This is a genomic window from Nocardioides sp. SRI_004, assembly GCF_057586415.1.
Genome location: NZ_JBYCZV010000013.1, coordinates 127,051 through 143,222, shown reverse-complemented (window position 1 = coordinate 143,222; position 16,172 = coordinate 127,051). Strand labels below are relative to the sequence as shown.

General features: G+C 71.9%; 16 protein-coding genes. 9 read left to right on the top strand and 7 right to left on the bottom strand.

The features are described 5' to 3' along the window. Genes AC2YHB_RS18170 through AC2YHB_RS18155 form a run of 4 tightly spaced genes read right to left on the bottom strand, consistent with a single transcriptional unit; the run spans window position 1 to window position 4,376 of the window. Window positions 1–1,593: a class I adenylate-forming enzyme family protein gene (locus AC2YHB_RS18170; protein WP_218864629.1), complete on the bottom strand. Its 1,593-nt coding sequence runs from the start codon at window positions 1,591–1,593 to the stop codon at window positions 1–3. Further along, window positions 1,590–2,375, bottom strand: coding sequence for a gamma-glutamyl-gamma-aminobutyrate hydrolase family protein (locus tag AC2YHB_RS18165; protein WP_179648289.1), 786 nt, complete (start codon window positions 2,373–2,375; stop codon window positions 1,590–1,592). Before AC2YHB_RS18165 ends, AC2YHB_RS18170 begins: the two co-directional genes overlap by 4 nt. After that, entirely contained in the window at window positions 2,372–3,727 is a 1,356-nt protein-coding gene (locus AC2YHB_RS18160; RefSeq protein WP_179648290.1) for a glutamine synthetase family protein, read from the bottom strand. Before AC2YHB_RS18160 ends, AC2YHB_RS18165 begins: the two co-directional genes overlap by 4 nt. Then, the gene (locus AC2YHB_RS18155) at window positions 3,720–4,376 is read right to left on the bottom strand and encodes a hypothetical protein (protein ID WP_179648291.1); all 657 of its coding nucleotides are present in this window, start codon (window positions 4,374–4,376) and stop codon (window positions 3,720–3,722) included. The genes AC2YHB_RS18160 and AC2YHB_RS18155 overlap by 8 nt, the downstream gene beginning before the upstream one ends. Before the next feature lie 262 nt (window positions 4,377–4,638). Between AC2YHB_RS18155 and AC2YHB_RS18150 the strand changes: the two genes are divergently transcribed. The 5 genes from AC2YHB_RS18150 to AC2YHB_RS18130 all read left to right on the top strand — a co-directional run bounded on the left by AC2YHB_RS18150 (window position 4,639) and on the right by AC2YHB_RS18130 (window position 9,836). Next, entirely contained in the window at window positions 4,639–6,165 is a 1,527-nt protein-coding gene (locus AC2YHB_RS18150) for a flavin-containing monooxygenase (RefSeq protein ID WP_179648292.1), read from the top strand. Continuing rightward, on the top strand, window positions 6,162–7,232 hold the full coding sequence (locus tag AC2YHB_RS18145; protein WP_179648293.1) for an alpha/beta hydrolase: 1,071 nt from the start codon (window positions 6,162–6,164) through the stop codon (window positions 7,230–7,232). The genes AC2YHB_RS18150 and AC2YHB_RS18145 overlap by 4 nt, the downstream gene beginning before the upstream one ends. A 5-nt stretch (window positions 7,233–7,237) precedes the next feature. Then, window positions 7,238–8,614 carry a flavin monoamine oxidase family protein gene (locus AC2YHB_RS18140; RefSeq protein WP_179648294.1) on the top strand — a complete coding sequence of 459 codons (1,377 nt, stop codon included), beginning with the start codon at window positions 7,238–7,240 and terminating at the stop codon, window positions 8,612–8,614. A 70-nt stretch (window positions 8,615–8,684) separates the two neighbouring features. After that, window positions 8,685–9,230: a hemerythrin domain-containing protein gene (locus AC2YHB_RS18135; protein WP_179648295.1), complete on the top strand. Its 546-nt coding sequence runs from the start codon at window positions 8,685–8,687 to the stop codon at window positions 9,228–9,230. Window positions 9,231–9,632: 402 nt separating this feature from the next. Further along, window positions 9,633–9,836, top strand: a complete 204-nt coding sequence (locus AC2YHB_RS18130; RefSeq protein WP_036549102.1) for a hypothetical protein — start codon at window positions 9,633–9,635, stop codon at window positions 9,834–9,836. 106 nt (window positions 9,837–9,942) lie between these two features. Here AC2YHB_RS18130 and AC2YHB_RS18125 read toward each other — a convergent pair whose 3' ends face one another. Then, complete coding sequence (locus AC2YHB_RS18125; protein WP_179648296.1) at window positions 9,943–10,350, bottom strand: ATP-binding protein; 408 nt, start codon at window positions 10,348–10,350, stop codon at window positions 9,943–9,945. 154 nt (window positions 10,351–10,504) lie between these two features. Between AC2YHB_RS18125 and AC2YHB_RS18120 the strand changes: the two genes are divergently transcribed. From AC2YHB_RS18120 to AC2YHB_RS18105, 4 genes are all read left to right on the top strand, one after another. Further along, window positions 10,505–10,822, top strand: coding sequence for an STAS domain-containing protein (locus AC2YHB_RS18120; protein ID WP_179648297.1), 318 nt, complete (start codon window positions 10,505–10,507; stop codon window positions 10,820–10,822). Then, on the top strand, window positions 10,819–12,504 hold the full coding sequence (locus AC2YHB_RS18115) for a PP2C family protein-serine/threonine phosphatase (protein ID WP_179648298.1): 1,686 nt from the start codon (window positions 10,819–10,821) through the stop codon (window positions 12,502–12,504). The genes AC2YHB_RS18120 and AC2YHB_RS18115 overlap by 4 nt, the downstream gene beginning before the upstream one ends. Window positions 12,505–12,634: 130 nt before the next feature. Continuing rightward, window positions 12,635–13,738: a serine/threonine-protein kinase gene (locus AC2YHB_RS18110; protein WP_179648299.1), complete on the top strand. Its 1,104-nt coding sequence runs from the start codon at window positions 12,635–12,637 to the stop codon at window positions 13,736–13,738. Further along, a complete protein-coding gene (locus tag AC2YHB_RS18105) occupies window positions 13,735–14,304 on the top strand; it encodes a hypothetical protein (RefSeq protein WP_179648300.1) in 570 nt (189 codons plus the stop codon). Before AC2YHB_RS18110 ends, AC2YHB_RS18105 begins: the two co-directional genes overlap by 4 nt. Window positions 14,305–14,444: 140 nt before the next feature. On the opposite strand, the gene AC2YHB_RS18100 is transcribed toward AC2YHB_RS18105, so the two are convergent. Both AC2YHB_RS18100 and purU read right to left on the bottom strand, forming a co-directional pair. Further along, on the bottom strand, window positions 14,445–15,320 hold the full coding sequence (locus AC2YHB_RS18100; RefSeq protein WP_179648301.1) for a bifunctional methylenetetrahydrofolate dehydrogenase/methenyltetrahydrofolate cyclohydrolase: 876 nt from the start codon (window positions 15,318–15,320) through the stop codon (window positions 14,445–14,447). Next, complete coding sequence (gene purU / locus AC2YHB_RS18095; RefSeq protein WP_179648302.1) at window positions 15,317–16,162, bottom strand: formyltetrahydrofolate deformylase; 846 nt, start codon at window positions 16,160–16,162, stop codon at window positions 15,317–15,319. The genes AC2YHB_RS18100 and purU overlap by 4 nt, the downstream gene beginning before the upstream one ends. Window positions 16,163–16,172 lie beyond the last annotated feature (10 nt).

Sequence of the window (16,172 nt, the reverse complement as noted above, 5' to 3'; positions counted from 1 at the left end):
TCAGCTCCTTCGGGGAGAGAAGTCGTGGGTGGTCCCGGGCTGTTCGGCAGCCCGGGCCTTGAGCGCGGGCTTCGAGACCCGCTCGGAGGGCGTGCGCGGGAAGTCGGCGACGAACTCGACGTACCGCGGCACCTTGAAGCGGGCGAGCTCTGCGCCGGCCCGCGTCACGATGTCCTGGGCGGTGGCACGGTCGGCGCGGACGCCCTCCCTGAGCTGGAGGAACGCCTTGACCTCCTCACCCAGGACCTCGTCCGGCTCCGCGACGACGGCCGCCGAGACGACCCGGTCGTCGCGCTCGAGCACGGCCTCGACCTCCGCGCAGGCGACGTTCTCGCCACCGCGGCGGACCATGTCCTTGATCCGGCCGACGATCTGGATGCCGCCGTCGGGCCGTCGTACGACGAGGTCACCGGTGTGCAGCCAGCCGTCGCGCAGCGTGCTCGCGGTGGCGTCGGGCCGGTGCCAGTAGCCGCTCATCATCGGCCGCCCGGAGATCACCAGCTCGCCGGGCTCACCGGCCGGCACCTCGCCGGCCGCCGGGTCGGCGGGGTCGACGACGCGCACCTGTTTGGTCGGCACCGGCCGGCCGAGGCTGCCGCTCCCGACCGAGGCGGTGTCCTCGAACGCGCTGTAGAGGTCGATCCCCGACTCGGTCATGCCGTAGACCTCGCGCCAAGGCGCACCCCACCGCTCCTCGAGCTGGGCGTGCAGGGCGACCGGAATGGCCGAGCAGAAGACCGCCCGCAGGGCGTTGTCGCGGTCCTCGTCGGCCGGTGGCTGCTTGAACAGCAGGGTCGGCATCGAGCCGAGGACGTAGACGAAGGTGGCCCGGTGCCGTCGTACGTCGGCCATGAACGTCGACGCCGAGAATCGCGGCAGCACGACGAGCGGCGCAGCGACGGTGAGCGCCACGGCGGTGTTCCACTGGGGGTCCATGTAGGAGAACGGCTGCGCCGTCAGCAGCACGTCGTCCCTGCCGAGCCCGGCCGTGCCGGAGCAGAGCCAGCCCAGCCGCACCCAGTAGTCGTGGGTCAGCATGCACGCCTTCGGGAAGCCCGTCGTGCCCGACGTGTACTGGAGGTTGGCCAGCGTGTCCGCGTCGACGACCCGGTCCGGCGCCGTCGCCGGGAAGGGCTCGGAGCCGTCCTCGGCGACGTCGAGCACGTCGACCTCCAGCCCCTCCGCACGGGCCACCTCGGCGACGAGGCCGACACGCTCGGCGTCGGTGAGGACGACGCGGGCGCCGGAGTCCCGCAGGACGAAGGCGAGGTCGGCGCGCTGGTACGAGCAGTTGACCGGTACGACGACCGCCCCCGCCTTGAGCGCCGCGAGCCAGCCGACCGGCCAGTGCACGACATTGGGCAGCATGATCGCGACCCGGTCGCCGGGACGGACCCCGTCGACCTCGATCAGGCGGTGTGCGAGGCGCGACGTCCAGGCGTCGATCTCGGCGAAGGTCCACGACCAGTCGCCGAAGCGGAGGAACTCGCGCTCACCCGAGTCGGCCGCGCGCTGCGCCAACAGCCCGGTCAGGGTGGGGATGGTCGGGTCGGCCGCCATCGGGGCGGCGTCGACGAAGGGATGGAGGCTCACGGGTGACTCCTGTTCTCGAGCAGGCGGGTCGCCTCCCGGACGACCCAGGTCAACGTCGGGTCGGCGCTCTTCATCCACTCCGGGTGCCACTGCACGCCGAGGACCGGGTGGCCGGGCACCTCGATCGCCTCGACGACGCCGTCGGAAGTGCGGCCGGTCACGACGACCCCCACCCCGCAGCGGTCCACGGCCTGGTGGTGCCAGGAGTTCGTGACCACGTCGCCGTCGAAGAGTCCGGCGACGATGGACCCGGGCTCGAAGGAGACGAGGTGGTCGACGGTCCCGTCGGTGGGGGCCGTCTCCGCGGAGAGGTGGCTGATCGCGCCGGGCGGCAGGTCCGCGACGAGCGTGCCGCCGAGCGCGACGTTGAGCACCTGCAGGCCGCGGCAGACGCCCAGCACCGGGATCCCCCGGTCGAGGGCCGCCCGGACCACAGCGATCTCATAGTCGTCGCGCTCGCGGTCGTGGACCATCGGGTTGGTCCGCGGGTCGATGCCGCGGACCACCGACGTGTCGCCACCCCAGCAGGCCGGATGCATGTCCTGGCCCCCGGTGACGACCACACCCGTCAGCCAGTCGCACACGGCCTCGGGGTCGGTGTCGTAGGACAGGTGCACCGGCAGCCCGCCGGCCTCGGCGATCCGCGTCGCGAAGTCCGACATCGCGGTGTCGATGCACCGGTCGCCGTACCTCTCGTCGGAGCCCTCGATCAGGGAGAGGCGGAAGCGGCGTCCGGTGATGCCGATCAACGGCCGCCGTGCGGCCTCGCTGCGCGCGCTCACGGGAACTCGAAGTAGCGCCGGGACTCCCACGCGGAGAGCTCTGCTAACGGGTCGCCGCCCTTGGTGTGGAACTCCATCCACTCCCAGCGACGCGACGCGACCCAGAAGTCGACGAACTCGTCGCCGAGGTACTCCCGCAGCAACGGGTCGGCGGCGAGCGCGGCACCGGCCTTCGACATGGTGTCGGGGATCCGTTCCACGCCCGAGCTGTCGGGCAGGGCCCAGGCCATGTCCGTGACCTGCGCCGGCGGCTCGATCTGCTTCTCGATCCCGGCGAGGACGCCGGCCAGCACGACGGCGATCGCGAAGTAGGGGTTCACGTCGGCGCCGGGCAGCCGGTACTCCAGCCTCGAATACTTGGGGTGGCCCGTGATCGCACGGACCGCGGCGGTCTTGTTGTTGACGCCCCAGCTGATCGTGGTCGGCGGACCGGTGAGGTCGACGAGCCGGCGGTACGACGTGATCTGCGGCATCACGATCGAGGTCGCGCCCGCCATCGTGGCGAGCAGGCCGCCGACAGCGTGGCCCATCACCTCGGAGAGGCCGTCCTCGGCGAAGAACTGGTTCACCCCGTCGCTCTGGAGGGAGATGTTGATGTGCGCGCCCTGACCGAAGCCGGCGGTGGGCTTGGCCATGAACGAGACCGTGTGACCGAGCTCGTGCGCGACCTCGCGCATCACCTGCCGGGTGCGCGCCCAGCTGTCCCCGAGCCGGACCGGGTCGGTCGGCGCGATGTTGAGCTCGGTCTGGCCGGGCGCCGCCTCGTCGGTCCACGCCTCCCAGCCGATGCCCACCTCGTCGAGACGGTCGACCACGGCCTCCATGTAGGAGACCCAGTCGCTGGACCTGGCCAGGTGGTACGTCGCCCCGGTGCTGCCGCCCAGCGGAGTGAGGTCGCGGTAGCCCCGCGCGCGGGCCTCCTGGACGGACTCCTCGAAGAGGGTCGCCTCGATCTCGACAGCGGCGGTGGCGGTGTAGCCATGGCCGGCGAGTCGGGCCACGAGCCCCTTGACGAGGTTGCGCGGGCAGATCGGGACCGGCCTGCCATCCTTGAGCCAGTAGTCGCCGATCACCGAGTCCAGGCCCGGCTTCCACTCGACGAGAGTGGTCAGGTCCGGGACCATCGCGATGTCGTAGAGGTTGCCGCGCCACTCGGGGAAGGCGTCGCCGAAGACGATCTCGTTGCCGAGGTCGATCGCGAACAGGATGTCGGCGAATGCGAAGCCGCTCTCCTTGCCGGCCTCGAACTTCGCCGGCGACACGTTCTTGCCGAGCAGGCTGCCCTCGTGGTTCGTCGCCTCGAGGCGGACGGCCTTGCGGACGGTGGTGCCGGTGGTGGCGGTCTCAGACATCGAAGCGGACCTTCCAGGAGGCAGCCGTCATCACGGACAGCTGCGAGAGGGTGCCCTGGATCCGCACGCCGGCGGCCAGGGAGACGAGGAGGTCGTCGGCGCCGCTGAAGATGCCGGCGAGGAGGTCGGCGGGGCCGGCGATCCCGTAGGTCGTCGTACCCTCACCGAAGCGGTCGTGCTCGGAGCCGTCCGGGCCGACCGCCTCGACCACCAGGACGTCCGGTATGCCCGGGATCTCGCGGGTGGCCGCCCAGAAGCGGCGCGCGGCCTCGCGCCAGTGCGGGACCGGCGGGGTCAGTGCCTGCAATGCTGCGGCCGCCAGGACGCCGTCGCCCTCAGGCTCCTGCGTGAGCGCGAAGCGCGCGTTCAGGTCGACCACGACGGTCGCGCCGGGCTCCGGCTGCGCGCCGGACGCCACGTCGATCGTCCCGCCGCTGAAGGCGATGGTCGCGACCTGCGGGGTGTCGTGGGAACGGACCACCACGGTCCCGACGGTCGTCTCGAGCACCTCCTGGGCATGACCGGAGTGCAGTGCCTGCTGCAGGGTCCGTCCGACCAGGCGCGCCAGCGGAGTGGCGTCGTCCTCGCTCACGACCCGCACCACCCCCGGTCGCGTCGGTGGCGCGGTGATCGTCGTGGTTGCTGCCATGCGCTCGGTCCTCTCAAGATCGCTCAGTCAGTGTCTTAGTCACACGACTAAAATGCTTGACCATGATGGTGAGGGGGATCACGGTGCGCTGTCAACCACCTCGCGCAAATCGATCTCGACGGAACACCCCCGGCGCCGCCCCGGCAGCGGATCCCAGATCGGCCTTGACGAAAGGTGATGCGTGACACACACTTAGGCACCTGACCTAAACAGATGACTAAGACTGATCTCAGGACAGTCACGCACAAGGAGGACGCGCACCATGACCCAGCCCAGCCACCCGACCGAGACGGCCGACATCGTCGTCATCGGCGCCGGCCTCTCGGGCATCGGCGCCACGAAGTACCTGATGGACGACTTCCCGGACAAGAAGGTCCTCCTGCTCGAGGGCCGCGACGCGGTCGGCGGGACCTGGGACCTCTTCCGCTACCCCGGCATCCGCTCCGACGACTCGGTGCACACCTACGGCTACGAGTTCAAGCCGTGGCTGCACGAGGAGGCGATCGCCGGGGGCGACCTGATCCGCGGCTACATGGAGGAGACCATCGCCGAGTTCGGGATGGACGAGATCCTCCGCCTACGGCACCGCGTCACCGCTGCCGACTGGTCCAGCGAGGACGCGCAGTGGACGCTGCACGTGACGGTGACCGACGAGGCCGGCAACGAGTCGCACAAGATCGTCCAGGCCGGCTTCGTCTTCAGCGGCACCGGCTACTACAAGTACGACGAGGGCTTCGAGCCCCGCTTCGAGGGTCGCGAGGACTTCCAGGGCGACATCCTGCACCCGCAGCACTGGCCCGCGGACTACGACCACAGTGGCAAGCGTGTGGTGATCATCGGCAGCGGCGCGACCGCCGTCACGATGCTCCCGGCGATGCTGAACGGCGAGGGCGCGGCGGCCCACGTGACCATGCTCCAGCGCACCCCGAGCTATGTCGCGTCGATGCCCCGGGTGGACAAGATCGCCCAGTTCCTGTTGAAGGTCTTCGGCAAGAAGCTCGGCTACCGCCTCACCCGGATCAAGAACATCTGGCGCGACCACTTGCTCGTGACGGTTCTCGTCAAGTTCCCCAACTTCGGGCGCAAGCTCCTGCGCAGCATGACCGTCAAGGAGCTCCCCGCCGGGTTCGACGTAGACACACACTTCGCGCCGCCGTACAGCCCCTGGGACCAGCGGCTGTGCGCCACCCCGGACGGCGACTTCTTCGAGGCGATCCGCAACGGCAACGCCGACGTCGCCACCGACCAGATCGAGCGGTTCACCGAGAAGGGCATCCTCCTCACCTCCGGGAAGGTTCTCGAGGCCGACGTGATCGTCACCGCGACCGGCCTGGTCATGCAGATGCTCGGCGGCATCAAGCCGACCGTCGACGGCACCCCTGTGGACGTCGCCGACACGGTGCTCTACCACGGTGCCCTCATGTCCGGAGTGCCGAACTGGGCGATGATGCTCGGCTTCACCAAGGCGACCTGGACCCTGCGCATCCGCAATGTCACGCGCCTCGTCGCCGACGTGATCCGCGAGATGGACCGCAAGGGGTACGACACCGCACTCCCCGTCCCGCCGGAGGGGATGGCCACCCAGAGCCTCTTCGACCTCTCGGCGGGTTACATGCAGCGCGCCCAGTCGGAGCTGCCGCGCCAGGGTGCGGGCAAGCCATGGCGGATGCACACGACCTTCGTGCGGGACAACCGGCTCTTCAAGGGGCGCCTGATCCACCGCGACCTGCAGTTCTCGAAGCGCGCCGTCGAGGCGCCGCACCTGGTCAGCGTCGAGGCCGCGTCATGAGCACCCCGCCGAGCACGCAGCACTTCACGGTGGCGCAGCGCCTGCAGCGCACTCTGCTCGTCTTCCTCAGCCGTCTGCCGGCCTCGCTCCAGCGCCTGCTGGCCCGGCCGGCGACCAACACGGCCGGCGACACCATGGCACCCGATGTCGCGCTGCTGATGAAGCTCGGGGAGTCCGGTCCGGACTACAGCGACCTGCCGCCCGTCGAGGCACGGGCGACGACTGAGCGGGACCTGCTCCTGTTCGCCTCGCGGATCGCTCCGTGCGCGATCGAGGAGGAGATCGCGATCGGCGACGGCCTGCTGGCGACGCGCTACAGCAACGGCACCCCCGAGCGCGGCCTCGTCCTCTTCTTCCACGGCGGCGGGTTCGTCATCGGCAGCCGGGCGAGCTACACCGCACCCGTGCGCATGCTCGCCCACGGCACCGGCGCCGACGTCGTGTCCGTGGAGTACCGGCTCGCGCCCGAGCACCCCTTCCCTGCCGCGCAGGACGACGCCCTCGCCGCCTGGCGGTATGTCGTCGAGCACGCCGCGTCGTGGGGCGTGGACCCGCACCGGGTCGTCGTCGCGGGCGAGAGCGCCGGCGGCAACATCGCCGCCGTCCTGTGCCAGCAGGTGCGAGGAGAGGCCGTGCAGCCGATGCTGCAGGTCCTCATCCAGCCGGTGACGGACCTCGTCGACCACCGGCCCTCGCAGGACGAGTTCGCCGCCTCCCCGGCCCTGTCGGCCAAGCAGGTCGCGTGGTTCGTCGAGAACTACCTCCCTGCCGGGACCGACGTCGCGGACCCGCGGGTGTCCCCCTACCGGGCGTCCTCCCTCGAGGGGCTGGCTCCTGCGATCGTCAACCTCGCCGGCTTCGACCCGCTCCATGACGACGGGCTGGCCTACGCGACGGCCCTCCTCGAGGCCGGCGTCCCGGCGCAGGTGGACCGCGAGGCGGGCCTGGTCCACGGCTACCTCTCCTACACCGCGGTCAGCCCGAGCTGCCGGAAGGCGACCGAGCGCCTCGTCGCCTCGATCTCCGGAGCGCTGGACCGCACCCCCACCATCACGAAGGCGAGCTGAGCAGCATGGCCACGACACGCAAGGACACGACCCCGGACAGGGTCCGCGAGGAGACCCACGAGGTCGTCGTCATCGGCGCCGGCATGGCCGGGCTGATGGCCGCGACCACGCTGGCCGACCGTGACGTCGTAGTCCTGGAGGCGAGCGACCGGGCCGGCGGCCGCGTCGACACCGTCCGCAAGGGCGACTACTGGATCAACGTGGGCACCCAGTTCACCGAGGGCACGGGACCGCTCATCGACGCGCTCCACCGGCACCGGGTCCACCTCGGGACCCTCGAGGGCAAGTCGGTCGCCCTGTCGCTGGGCGGCAAGCAGGTCGACACCTCCAACCCGTTCGCGCTGATGTTCCGCTCGAAGATGACCTGGGGCGACCGCCTCGGCCTCGCGGCCGTCGGCACCCGCATCCTCGCCAACGTGCCCTTCCTCGAGATGAGCCCGGACAACCGGTGGGCCAACCGGGTCCGGGCCAAGCTCGACAACCGGCGTGCCGACTTCGTGCTGCGCGGTGTGAGGTCCGAACTCGCCCGCGAGATGGTGCGGTCCTGGTCGGGCCAGTGGATGGGCTGCGAGCCCGAGGAGACCGCCGCCACCCAGTTCGTCTTCTCGATGGGCATCCTGCTCACCGACCCCGAGAAGGTCGACAACCTCACCCTCCCCGAGGGCGGCAACCAGACCCTGACCGACATCCTCGCGGCCGACCTCGGAGACCGGGTCCGGCTCGGCTCGCCGGTGCACACGGTCGAGTGGACCGAGGACGGCGTCGTCGTGGACTACGAGGACGCCGCCGGACCGGCGCGGATCCGCGCCCGGCGGGCGATCGTCGCCGTCCCCGCGGACATCGCCGTGAAGATCATGCCCGGCCTCCCCCCGGACCACCGGACGGCCTTCGAGGCCATCCACTACGGGCGGTACGTCGTGGTGGGCTTCTTCACCCACGAGGAGGGCCCGCAGCGGTGGGACGACTTCCTCGCCGTCTCGACGCCCGGGCTCTCCTTCCAGGCGGTCTTCAACCACGCCGCCGCTCTGCGCCGGGGCGTGCGCAAGCCCGGGGGCGCGCTGGCCTGCTTCGCCGGCGGCGCCGAGGCCGACCGGCTCTTCGAGCTCGGCGACGAGGAGATCGTCGCGCGGTTCACCGCCGACCTGCTGCGCCTCTACCCCGAGCTCGAGGGCAAGGTGGAGCCGGGCATCCTGCGGCGCCACCCGCGCGTCGTACCGTTCTGGGCGCCGGGGGGCCGGGCCACGCTGGCCACCCTGCGCGAGCCGCTCGGCCCGGTGCACCTGGCGGGCGACTACCTTCTCGACATGCCCTCGCTGGCCGACGCCGCGGCCTCGGGCCAGCAGGCAGCGGAGCGGGTGCTGGCGAGCCTCGGCGCGCGCTGAGCGGGGATCGGTTTCCGTACGCCGGGTCGGGTACCGCCGGCGTACGGAACCCGCACCCCTGGAGGTGGAGATGACGGCGACGAAGAACGTCGTGCAGATGTTGACCGACCAGCACCGCCACATCGAGAAGCTCTTCGACGAGGTCCAGACGACCGCCGGTGAGGCGAGGGCCCGCGCCTTCGCCGAGCTGCGGCGCATGCTGTCGGTGCACGAGGCGGCCGAGGAGATCGTGACCCACCCGAACGTGACCCGGTACGGCGGCGGCGACGTGGTCGAGGCCCGTCAGGAGGAGGAGCACGAGGCGAAGGAGCTGCTGTCCTCCCTCGACGGCATGGACACCACGTCGCCCGACTTCGAGACCGGCATCGCCCGCCTGCGAGGGATGGTGACGGAGCACGCGAGGAACGAGGAGGAGCAGGAGTTCCCGCTGCTGCTGGCCGAGGCCGGCCCGGCGGAGCTCGAGAAGATGGCCGCCGCGCTCAAGGCGGCGGAGCAGATCGCGCCCACGCACCCGCATCCAGCCGTCGGCGAGTCGGCCGTGCTGAATGCCGCGGTGGGCCCGCTGGCCGGGCTCGTGGACAAGGTGCGCGACGCGGCGCGGTCGGCGATGCACTGAGCGGCCGATCCGCTCACGTCCGCCCAGGTCCGCCCCCTCACCCCCCGATGAGGGGGCGGCCGGCCCCCCGTTGGGCGGCCGGCCGCCGACGCCCCCAGGGGTGGGTGGCGGGTCGCCGGCGCCGGCCAGCGACGAGGTGCCCCGATCTCGCGATTCCAGACCCATCGGATCCGCTGGTCCACCGTCGACGTGCTGCCGGTGAATGTCGCGCACGACGCCGGGTACCGGACGTCCGCCGGCAGACAACCGGCTCCGAGGGGGGAACACGATGACCGTCCAGCACCACCATCCGGGACCGACCGAGACCGACGAGACGTCGGGCCTGGTCCTGGTCCTCGCCATCCTGGCCATCGCCGCGGCGCTGGTCCTCGCGCTGACCTGAACACCAAGGGGGAAACCATCATGTACATCGGACTCGGAATCGTCCTGCTGGTCCTGGGGCTCATCCTCGCGCTCGACGTCATCACCGTCGACCTGGACTTCATCAACGACGGCGCGCTCGGCACGATCCTCATCGTCGCCGGCATCATCGCCATCGTCGTCTCGCTGATGTACGCACCGCCGTGGCGGCGTCGCGACGACGTGGTCGACCGCCGCACCTACTGACCGGCGCACCGACCGACCCAGGCGCACAGAGCGAGGCCCCACCCGGACATCCCGAGCCGGGTGGGGCCTCGTGCGTCCGGACCGAGCCTCACACGGTCGCGCGGCCTCACTCGGCCGCGGCGGGGCAGCGCAGCTCGGCGCGGACGGTGCGACCGTGCTCGGCCGGCTCCCACCACCACCGGTCGCTGAGCGCGTCGACGAGGAACAGGCCTCGCCCGCTCGGGCGGACACCCGGGCCCGGGACGATCTCGGGCACGCTGTCGGATCCTCCGTCGGTGACCGCCACGTGCAGCCGGTCGCCGACCAGCCGTACCTCGACCCCGATGTCGTCGGTGCGGGTCGGACGGGCGTGGGAGAGCGCGTTGGCGACCAGCTCGGAGAGGACCAGCACGGCGTCCTCCACGAGCGCGACGGGCTGGGCCGCCGGGCGCAGCACGTCGCGCAGCTCGGTGCGCGCCAGTCCGACGGACGACGGATGGATGGGCACTGCGAACGCATGGACGACGTCGGCCATGCCGCACCCCCAACCACGTGTGGAGCATCGGGCCGGCTCGTCCCGGTCGCTGCTCGCCCACGAATCTAGCGTCTGCGGCCGGCTCGTGCAGTAGGGTCTGACGACGGTCCAGCAGCGGCCGAGCACCACCAGCAGTCGCGAGCGAGGAACGCTGATGACGCAGCTCACCGCCTCCGCGCTGGGCCCCACCTGGCAGATCCAGGTCTCGGGAGAGATCGACATCGCCGCGAGCGACGACCTCCTCGGGCTCGCCCTGACCGGCCTGGACCAGCACGAGCACCTGAGGCTGGACCTCGCCGGCGTGACCTTCATGGACTCCGGCGGGCTCGGGATCCTCCTCCAGATCCGCCGCCACGCCATCGACACGGGCAAGCTGCTCACCCTGCGGTCGCTGGGTCCCGGAACCCGCCGGCTCCTCGAGGTCGTGGGTCTCAAGCAGCTCTTCGAGGTCGAGGAGGACCCCGCGCCGTGACGGCCGGCGAGTCCGATCAGCCGTCCAGCCCCGACCGACGCCGCGACCGCGTGTCCGCGGCGATCGTGATCCTCGGCCTGGTCACCACCGCACTGAGCGTGGTGCTGGCCATGCGCACGGACCGGAGCAACGAGGAGCGTCTGCTGCAGGTCCAGACCGACCAGGCCGCCGCCGTCCTGGAGGCCGCGACGATGGGCCTGCAGGAGCCTCTCTCGTCCGCGCTCGACGTTGCCGCCAGCGTGCTGCCCCGGCGCCTTCGCACCGTGTTCGAGGAGCGGTTCAGCCGCAACATCGGCACCGACCAGCTGTTCCAGGTGGGAGCGCTGTGGCGGCGGGGACCCAAGGGCCTGAGCCAGGTCGCGGCGGTCGGCGGCCGGCCGGGCATCGCCGCACCCAGTGCGCGAGCGGAGAGACTCGTCGCCCGCTCGCTGAGGGCACGGACGATGGCCGTGGACTGGAGCACGGTCGGGAAGCAGATCCGCATCGTCTTCGTGCTCGCCGACCCGGCGTCGCGGTTCGTGGTGTTCGCCGGGCGCACCGTGCCGAGGAACCGCCAGAGCCCCGTCGACGCCGACTCCGGGTTCGCCGGCCTCGACTACGCGCTCTACCTCGGGGACGGCACCCGGACCGAGGACATGGTGATGACCGACGTCGAGCCCTCGACGCTGCCGCTCGACGGGCTGACCTACTCCACGACCGTGCCCTTCGGCGACGACGTGTTGAGGTTGGTGACGCGTCCCCGCGAGCACCTGGGCAGCGACCTGGGCTGGCAGCTCCCGTGGCTGCTCGGCCTGGGCGGCCCCCTGGCCACGCTGCTGGCGCTGCTCCTCACCCGTCACCTGCTCCGGTCCCGCGAACGCGCCGAGGCGGACACCCGGACCATCACCTCGCTCTACCGCCGCGTCGAGGGCCTGTACGACGAACAACGTGAGCTCTCCGTGCGGTTGCAGCGCGCGCTGCTGCCCCGGACGCTCCCGCAGGTGCCCGGCTTCGACATCGCGGCGACCTATGTCGCCGGCGCCCAGGGCATCGACATCGGAGGCGACTGGTACAGCGTCGTCGAGGCCGAGGGGGACGAGTTCGCGTTCGTCGTCGGCGACGTGTCGGGGCACGGCATCGACGCCGTCGCGGAGATGGCGCGGGCGCGCTTCACGCTCCGCGCCTACCTGATGGACGGCGACAGCCCCGCGGCCGCGCTGGAGAAGTGTGCCCACCAGTTCGACATCGCCGTCGACGGCCACATGGTCACCGTCCTCGCCGGCACGGGGAACTGGCGCACCGGCGAGCTCACCATCGCCAGCGCCGGCCATCCGGCGCCGCTGGCGGTGTCCGCCGACGGCGCCACCGCCTTCCTGCCGGTCCGGACCGGTCCTCCGCTCGGCGCCGGGGTGGCCGCGTTCGAGGCGACCACCGCGACGCTCGACCCGGGCACGACGCTGCTGTGCTTCACCGACGGGCTCGTCGAGCGTCGTACCGAGGACATCGACGCGGGGTTCGCCCGGCTGGCCGAGGTGAGCGCGGCCCACCACCCCGCCTCCGCCCCGCTCGAACCGTTCCTGGACGAGCTGCTCGAGCGGATGCGCGACCCCGACCGCAGCGACGACATCGCCGTGCTGGCGCTGCGCCGCAACCTCGAGCTCGGTTCCGGCGGGCCGGTTGGCCCACCACCCGCCGGAACCTGACACGGCGCGCATCGTCCCCGACGAACGCCCTGCTGGCGGTGGTGGTACCCCCGCGAGAGGTCTCAAACGCCCCGAGGTGCGATGGCCCACTCGGTCGTTGAACGGGGCACTCCCCGGGTACTGCTCCCCCATGAGCAGCGATTCGGTCATCGTTCTCGACGACCGCTACCGGTTGCTCGACGAGCTGGGGCACGGCGGGATGTCCGACGTCTTCCGGGCGACCGACGAGCTGCTCCAGCGCGAGGTCGCCGTCAAGGTCCTGCGCGAGGTCGAGGATCCCGTCCTGCGCGCCCGCTTCATCGCGGAGGCCCAGCTGCTGGCCCGGCTGAACCACCCGGGCCTGGTCACCCTCCTGGACGCCGGCATCCGCGCCGACCGGCCCTATCTCGTGATGACCCTCGCGGAAGGCCCGACCCTCGCCGCGCAGCTCGCGGCCGGCGCCCTGCCGGCGCAGACGGTCGCCGAGATCGGGACGCAGGTGGCCGCCGCCCTTGCCTACGCGCATGCCCAGGGCGTCACCCACCGGGACGTGAAGCCGAGCAATGTGCTGCTGTGTGGCGACTCGCGGGCGCTGCTCGCCGACTTCGGCATCGCCCGTCTCGCCGGCGACCTCGAGCAGCACACCCGGACCGGGGAGACCATCGGCTCCCCTGCCTATCTCGCGCCCGAGCAGGCCGCGGGCGAGGCCGTCACCTCGGCAGCCGACGTCTACTCGCTCGGCCTGGTGCTGCTGGAGGCCCTCACCGGGGAGCGGGCCTTCCCCGGCGCCCCTCTCGAGACCGCCGTGCAGCGGCTCGTCGCGTCGCCGCCCATGCCCGTGTCGCTGCCGCGCCCCTGGCGGGACCTGCTGACGGCGATGACCGCCCGCGACCCGGCCGCCAGGCCCACCGCCGAGGACGTGGCCGCCGCGACCGCCGCCATCGCCACCGGGACCGTCCCCGCCCTGCCCGACCCCGGCGAGAGCACCCAGCCGCTCGCGGTCACGACGGACGGCTCCGCAGCGGCCCCCGCGGAGGGCGGCCGTGCGGCCGCGCATCGCGGCCCGCGGCGCCGGTGGCTCCTCGTGGCGGCCCTGGTCGTCGTGGCGGTCGCCGCCGCCCTCGTCCTCCTCCTCCTCCGACCGTCGGGCGACCCCGAGCCCACGCGCGGGGGCACGGAGGTCCCCGCGAACGTGCCCGAGCGGTACCAGCAGCCCCTGCAGGAGCTGCACGACGCGATCGAGGAGCCACGATGAGCCGGCGTACCCGTCTCGCCCGGGCGCTCGCCACCGCGCTCCTCGCAGGCCTCCTCGCGGGATGCGGTACGACGGAGGCGAGGTCTGCGGCCGACGACGTACCCGCGCTCGCGGCCGCGCTCGCCGAGGTCGACGACGCGATGGCCGCGCGGCGGTATCCCGCCGCACAGCGGCTACTGCGGCAGCTGATCGCCGATGTCCGGCGCTTCGAGGAGACGGGTGACCTCGACGGCGCGGCCGCGAGCGACATCGAGGCCGCTGCCCGCGCGCTGCTGCGTGAGCTCACCCGGCGGGGCGGCCCGGCCACGGACCTGCCGACGGCGACGAGCGACGGCGCGGACGAGGGCGACGAGCCGACGGGGGAGGCGACGCCTCGCCCGCACAAGTCGCGCAGCAGCGAGCCGACACCCGCGCCGACGCCGGAGTCGACCGCCCCGCCCACCGCGGAGCCGTCGGGGACCACCGAGCCGCTCGACCCGACGCCCACGGCCGGGACCGAGCCCGCGACCGAGGAGGCACCGGCGCCGTCCGAGCAGGCCACCCCGGCGGCAGTGACGACTCCCTGAGTCGTCCGGCGTTCCGCGGCGGTGTCCAGCGGAGGTGCGCCGGTGCGAGAGCGGCCGCGTCACCACGGACGCCACCTCCGCCGCCATCGCTGTCGCTGTCGCAGGAACGTAACTGGTGCAATACGAGAGATGTGTCGTCGTCACGAGTGCGTTGTCGCGGCGTGCGTCAAACGGGTCTCGGCGGCCTCCACGACGTTGCTCAGCAGCATGGCCCTCGTCATCGGTCCGACGCCGCCGGGATTCGGCGAGACCCAGCCGGCGACGTCGTGGACCCCTCCTGCGACATCGCCCGCGATCTTGCCGTCTGCGGTCCGCGAGACACCGACGTCGAGGACGACGGCGCCGGCCTGGACCATGTCCGGGCCGATGATCCCCGGCACCCCCGCTGCCGCGACCACGACGTCAGCAGCCCGGGTGTGCGTCGCGAGGTCCCGGGTCCCGGTGTGGCACAGCGTGACCGTCGCGTTCTCCGTACGCCGGGTCAGGAGGAGTCCGAGCGGCCTTCCCACCGTCACGCCACGACCGACGACCACCACCTCGGCGCCGTCGAGGTCCAGGCCGTAGCGGCGCAGGAGCTCGACGATCCCGTTCGGGGTGCACGGCAGCGGAGCCCGTCGGCCGAGCACGAGCCAGCCGAGGTTGGTGGGGTGGAGGCCGTCGGCGTCCTTCTCGGGGTCGATGAGACCGAGGACGGCGTTCTCGTCGATGTGCGCAGGGAGCGGCAGCTGCACGATGTAGCCGGTGCAGGCCGGGTCGGCGTTGAGCCGCAGGACCGCCTCCTCGACCGCGGCCTGGGAGGCATCGGCAGGCAGGTCGACCCGGATCGAGTGGATGCCCACCTCCGCACAGTCGCGGTGCTTGCCGGCGACGTACCAGGCCGACCCGGGGTCGTCCCCCACGAGGATCGTCCCCAACCCGGGGACGACGCCGTTCTCGCGAAGCTTCTCCACGCGGCCGGAGAGCTCGGCCTTGATCGCGGCGGCGGTCGCGACACCGTCGAGGATGCGCGCGCTCATGCGAAGACCACCGTGCGCGCGCCGACCAGCAGCACGCGGTCCTCCGCGTGCCGTCGTACCGCCCGCGACAGCACGGTGCGCTCGACGTCCCGGCCCAGCGCGACGAGCTGGTCGGCGGTGTAGGCGTGGCTCACCCGGTGGACGTCCTGCTCGATGATCGGGCCCTCGTCGAGGTCCGCGGTGACGTAGTGGGCGGTCGCCCCGATCAGCTTCACGCCCCGCGCGTGGGCCTGGTGGTACGGCTTGGCGCCCTTGAAGCCCGGCAGGAAGGAGTGGTGGATGTTGATGACCCGCCCGGAGAGCTTGCCGCACAGGTCGTCGGACAGCACCTGCATGTAGCGGGCCAGGACGACGACGTCGATCCGGTGGTGCTCCACGAGGGCGAGCAGGTCCGCCTCCGCCTGCGCCTTGGTGTCCTTGGCGACCGGCAGGTGGACGAACTCGATGCCGGCCTGTGCCGCGATCGGCGCGAGGTCGAGGTGGTTCGACACGATGACCGGGATGTCGACCGGCAGCTCACCGGTGCGGTGGCGGTAGAGCAGGTCGACGAGGCAGTGGTCGAACTTCGAGACCATCACCAGCACGCGGCGACGATGGTCCGCGTCCCGGAGGCCGATGACCGGGTCGAAGCCGGCCAACGCGTCGTCGACGCTCCGGCGCACCACCTCGGCGCTCGTCTCGGGCGATTCGAACTCGGCGCGCAGGCAGAAGGTGCCGGTGTCGGGGTCGGTGAACTGCTGGTTGTCGACGATATTGCCCTTGACGTTGACGACGCCGTCGGCGAAGGCACGGACGATGCCGGGTTGGTCGGGGCACCGCAGGGTGAGCACGTAGCGGTTCATGGAAGTCCTC

Coding starts and splice junctions, on each gene's coding strand:
- AC2YHB_RS18130 (WP_036549102.1), top strand. CDS start 9,633: ATGTACATCGGACTCGGAATCGTCCTGCTGGTCCTGGGGCTCATCCTC.
- AC2YHB_RS18100 (WP_179648301.1), bottom strand. CDS start 15,320: ATGAGCGCGCGCATCCTCGACGGTGTCGCGACCGCCGCCGCGATCAAG.
- AC2YHB_RS18135 (WP_179648295.1), top strand. CDS start 8,685: ATGACGGCGACGAAGAACGTCGTGCAGATGTTGACCGACCAGCACCGC.
- AC2YHB_RS18140 (WP_179648294.1), top strand. CDS start 7,238: ATGGCCACGACACGCAAGGACACGACCCCGGACAGGGTCCGCGAGGAG.
- AC2YHB_RS18105 (WP_179648300.1), top strand. CDS start 13,735: ATGAGCCGGCGTACCCGTCTCGCCCGGGCGCTCGCCACCGCGCTCCTC.
- AC2YHB_RS18145 (WP_179648293.1), top strand. CDS start 6,162: ATGAGCACCCCGCCGAGCACGCAGCACTTCACGGTGGCGCAGCGCCTG.
- AC2YHB_RS18120 (WP_179648297.1), top strand. CDS start 10,505: ATGACGCAGCTCACCGCCTCCGCGCTGGGCCCCACCTGGCAGATCCAG.
- AC2YHB_RS18160 (WP_179648290.1), bottom strand. CDS start 3,727: ATGTCTGAGACCGCCACCACCGGCACCACCGTCCGCAAGGCCGTCCGC.
- AC2YHB_RS18110 (WP_179648299.1), top strand. CDS start 12,635: ATGAGCAGCGATTCGGTCATCGTTCTCGACGACCGCTACCGGTTGCTC.
- AC2YHB_RS18150 (WP_179648292.1), top strand. CDS start 4,639: ATGACCCAGCCCAGCCACCCGACCGAGACGGCCGACATCGTCGTCATC.
- purU (WP_179648302.1), bottom strand. CDS start 16,162: ATGAACCGCTACGTGCTCACCCTGCGGTGCCCCGACCAACCCGGCATC.
- AC2YHB_RS18125 (WP_179648296.1), bottom strand. CDS start 10,350: ATGGCCGACGTCGTCCATGCGTTCGCAGTGCCCATCCATCCGTCGTCC.
- AC2YHB_RS18155 (WP_179648291.1), bottom strand. CDS start 4,376: ATGGCAGCAACCACGACGATCACCGCGCCACCGACGCGACCGGGGGTG.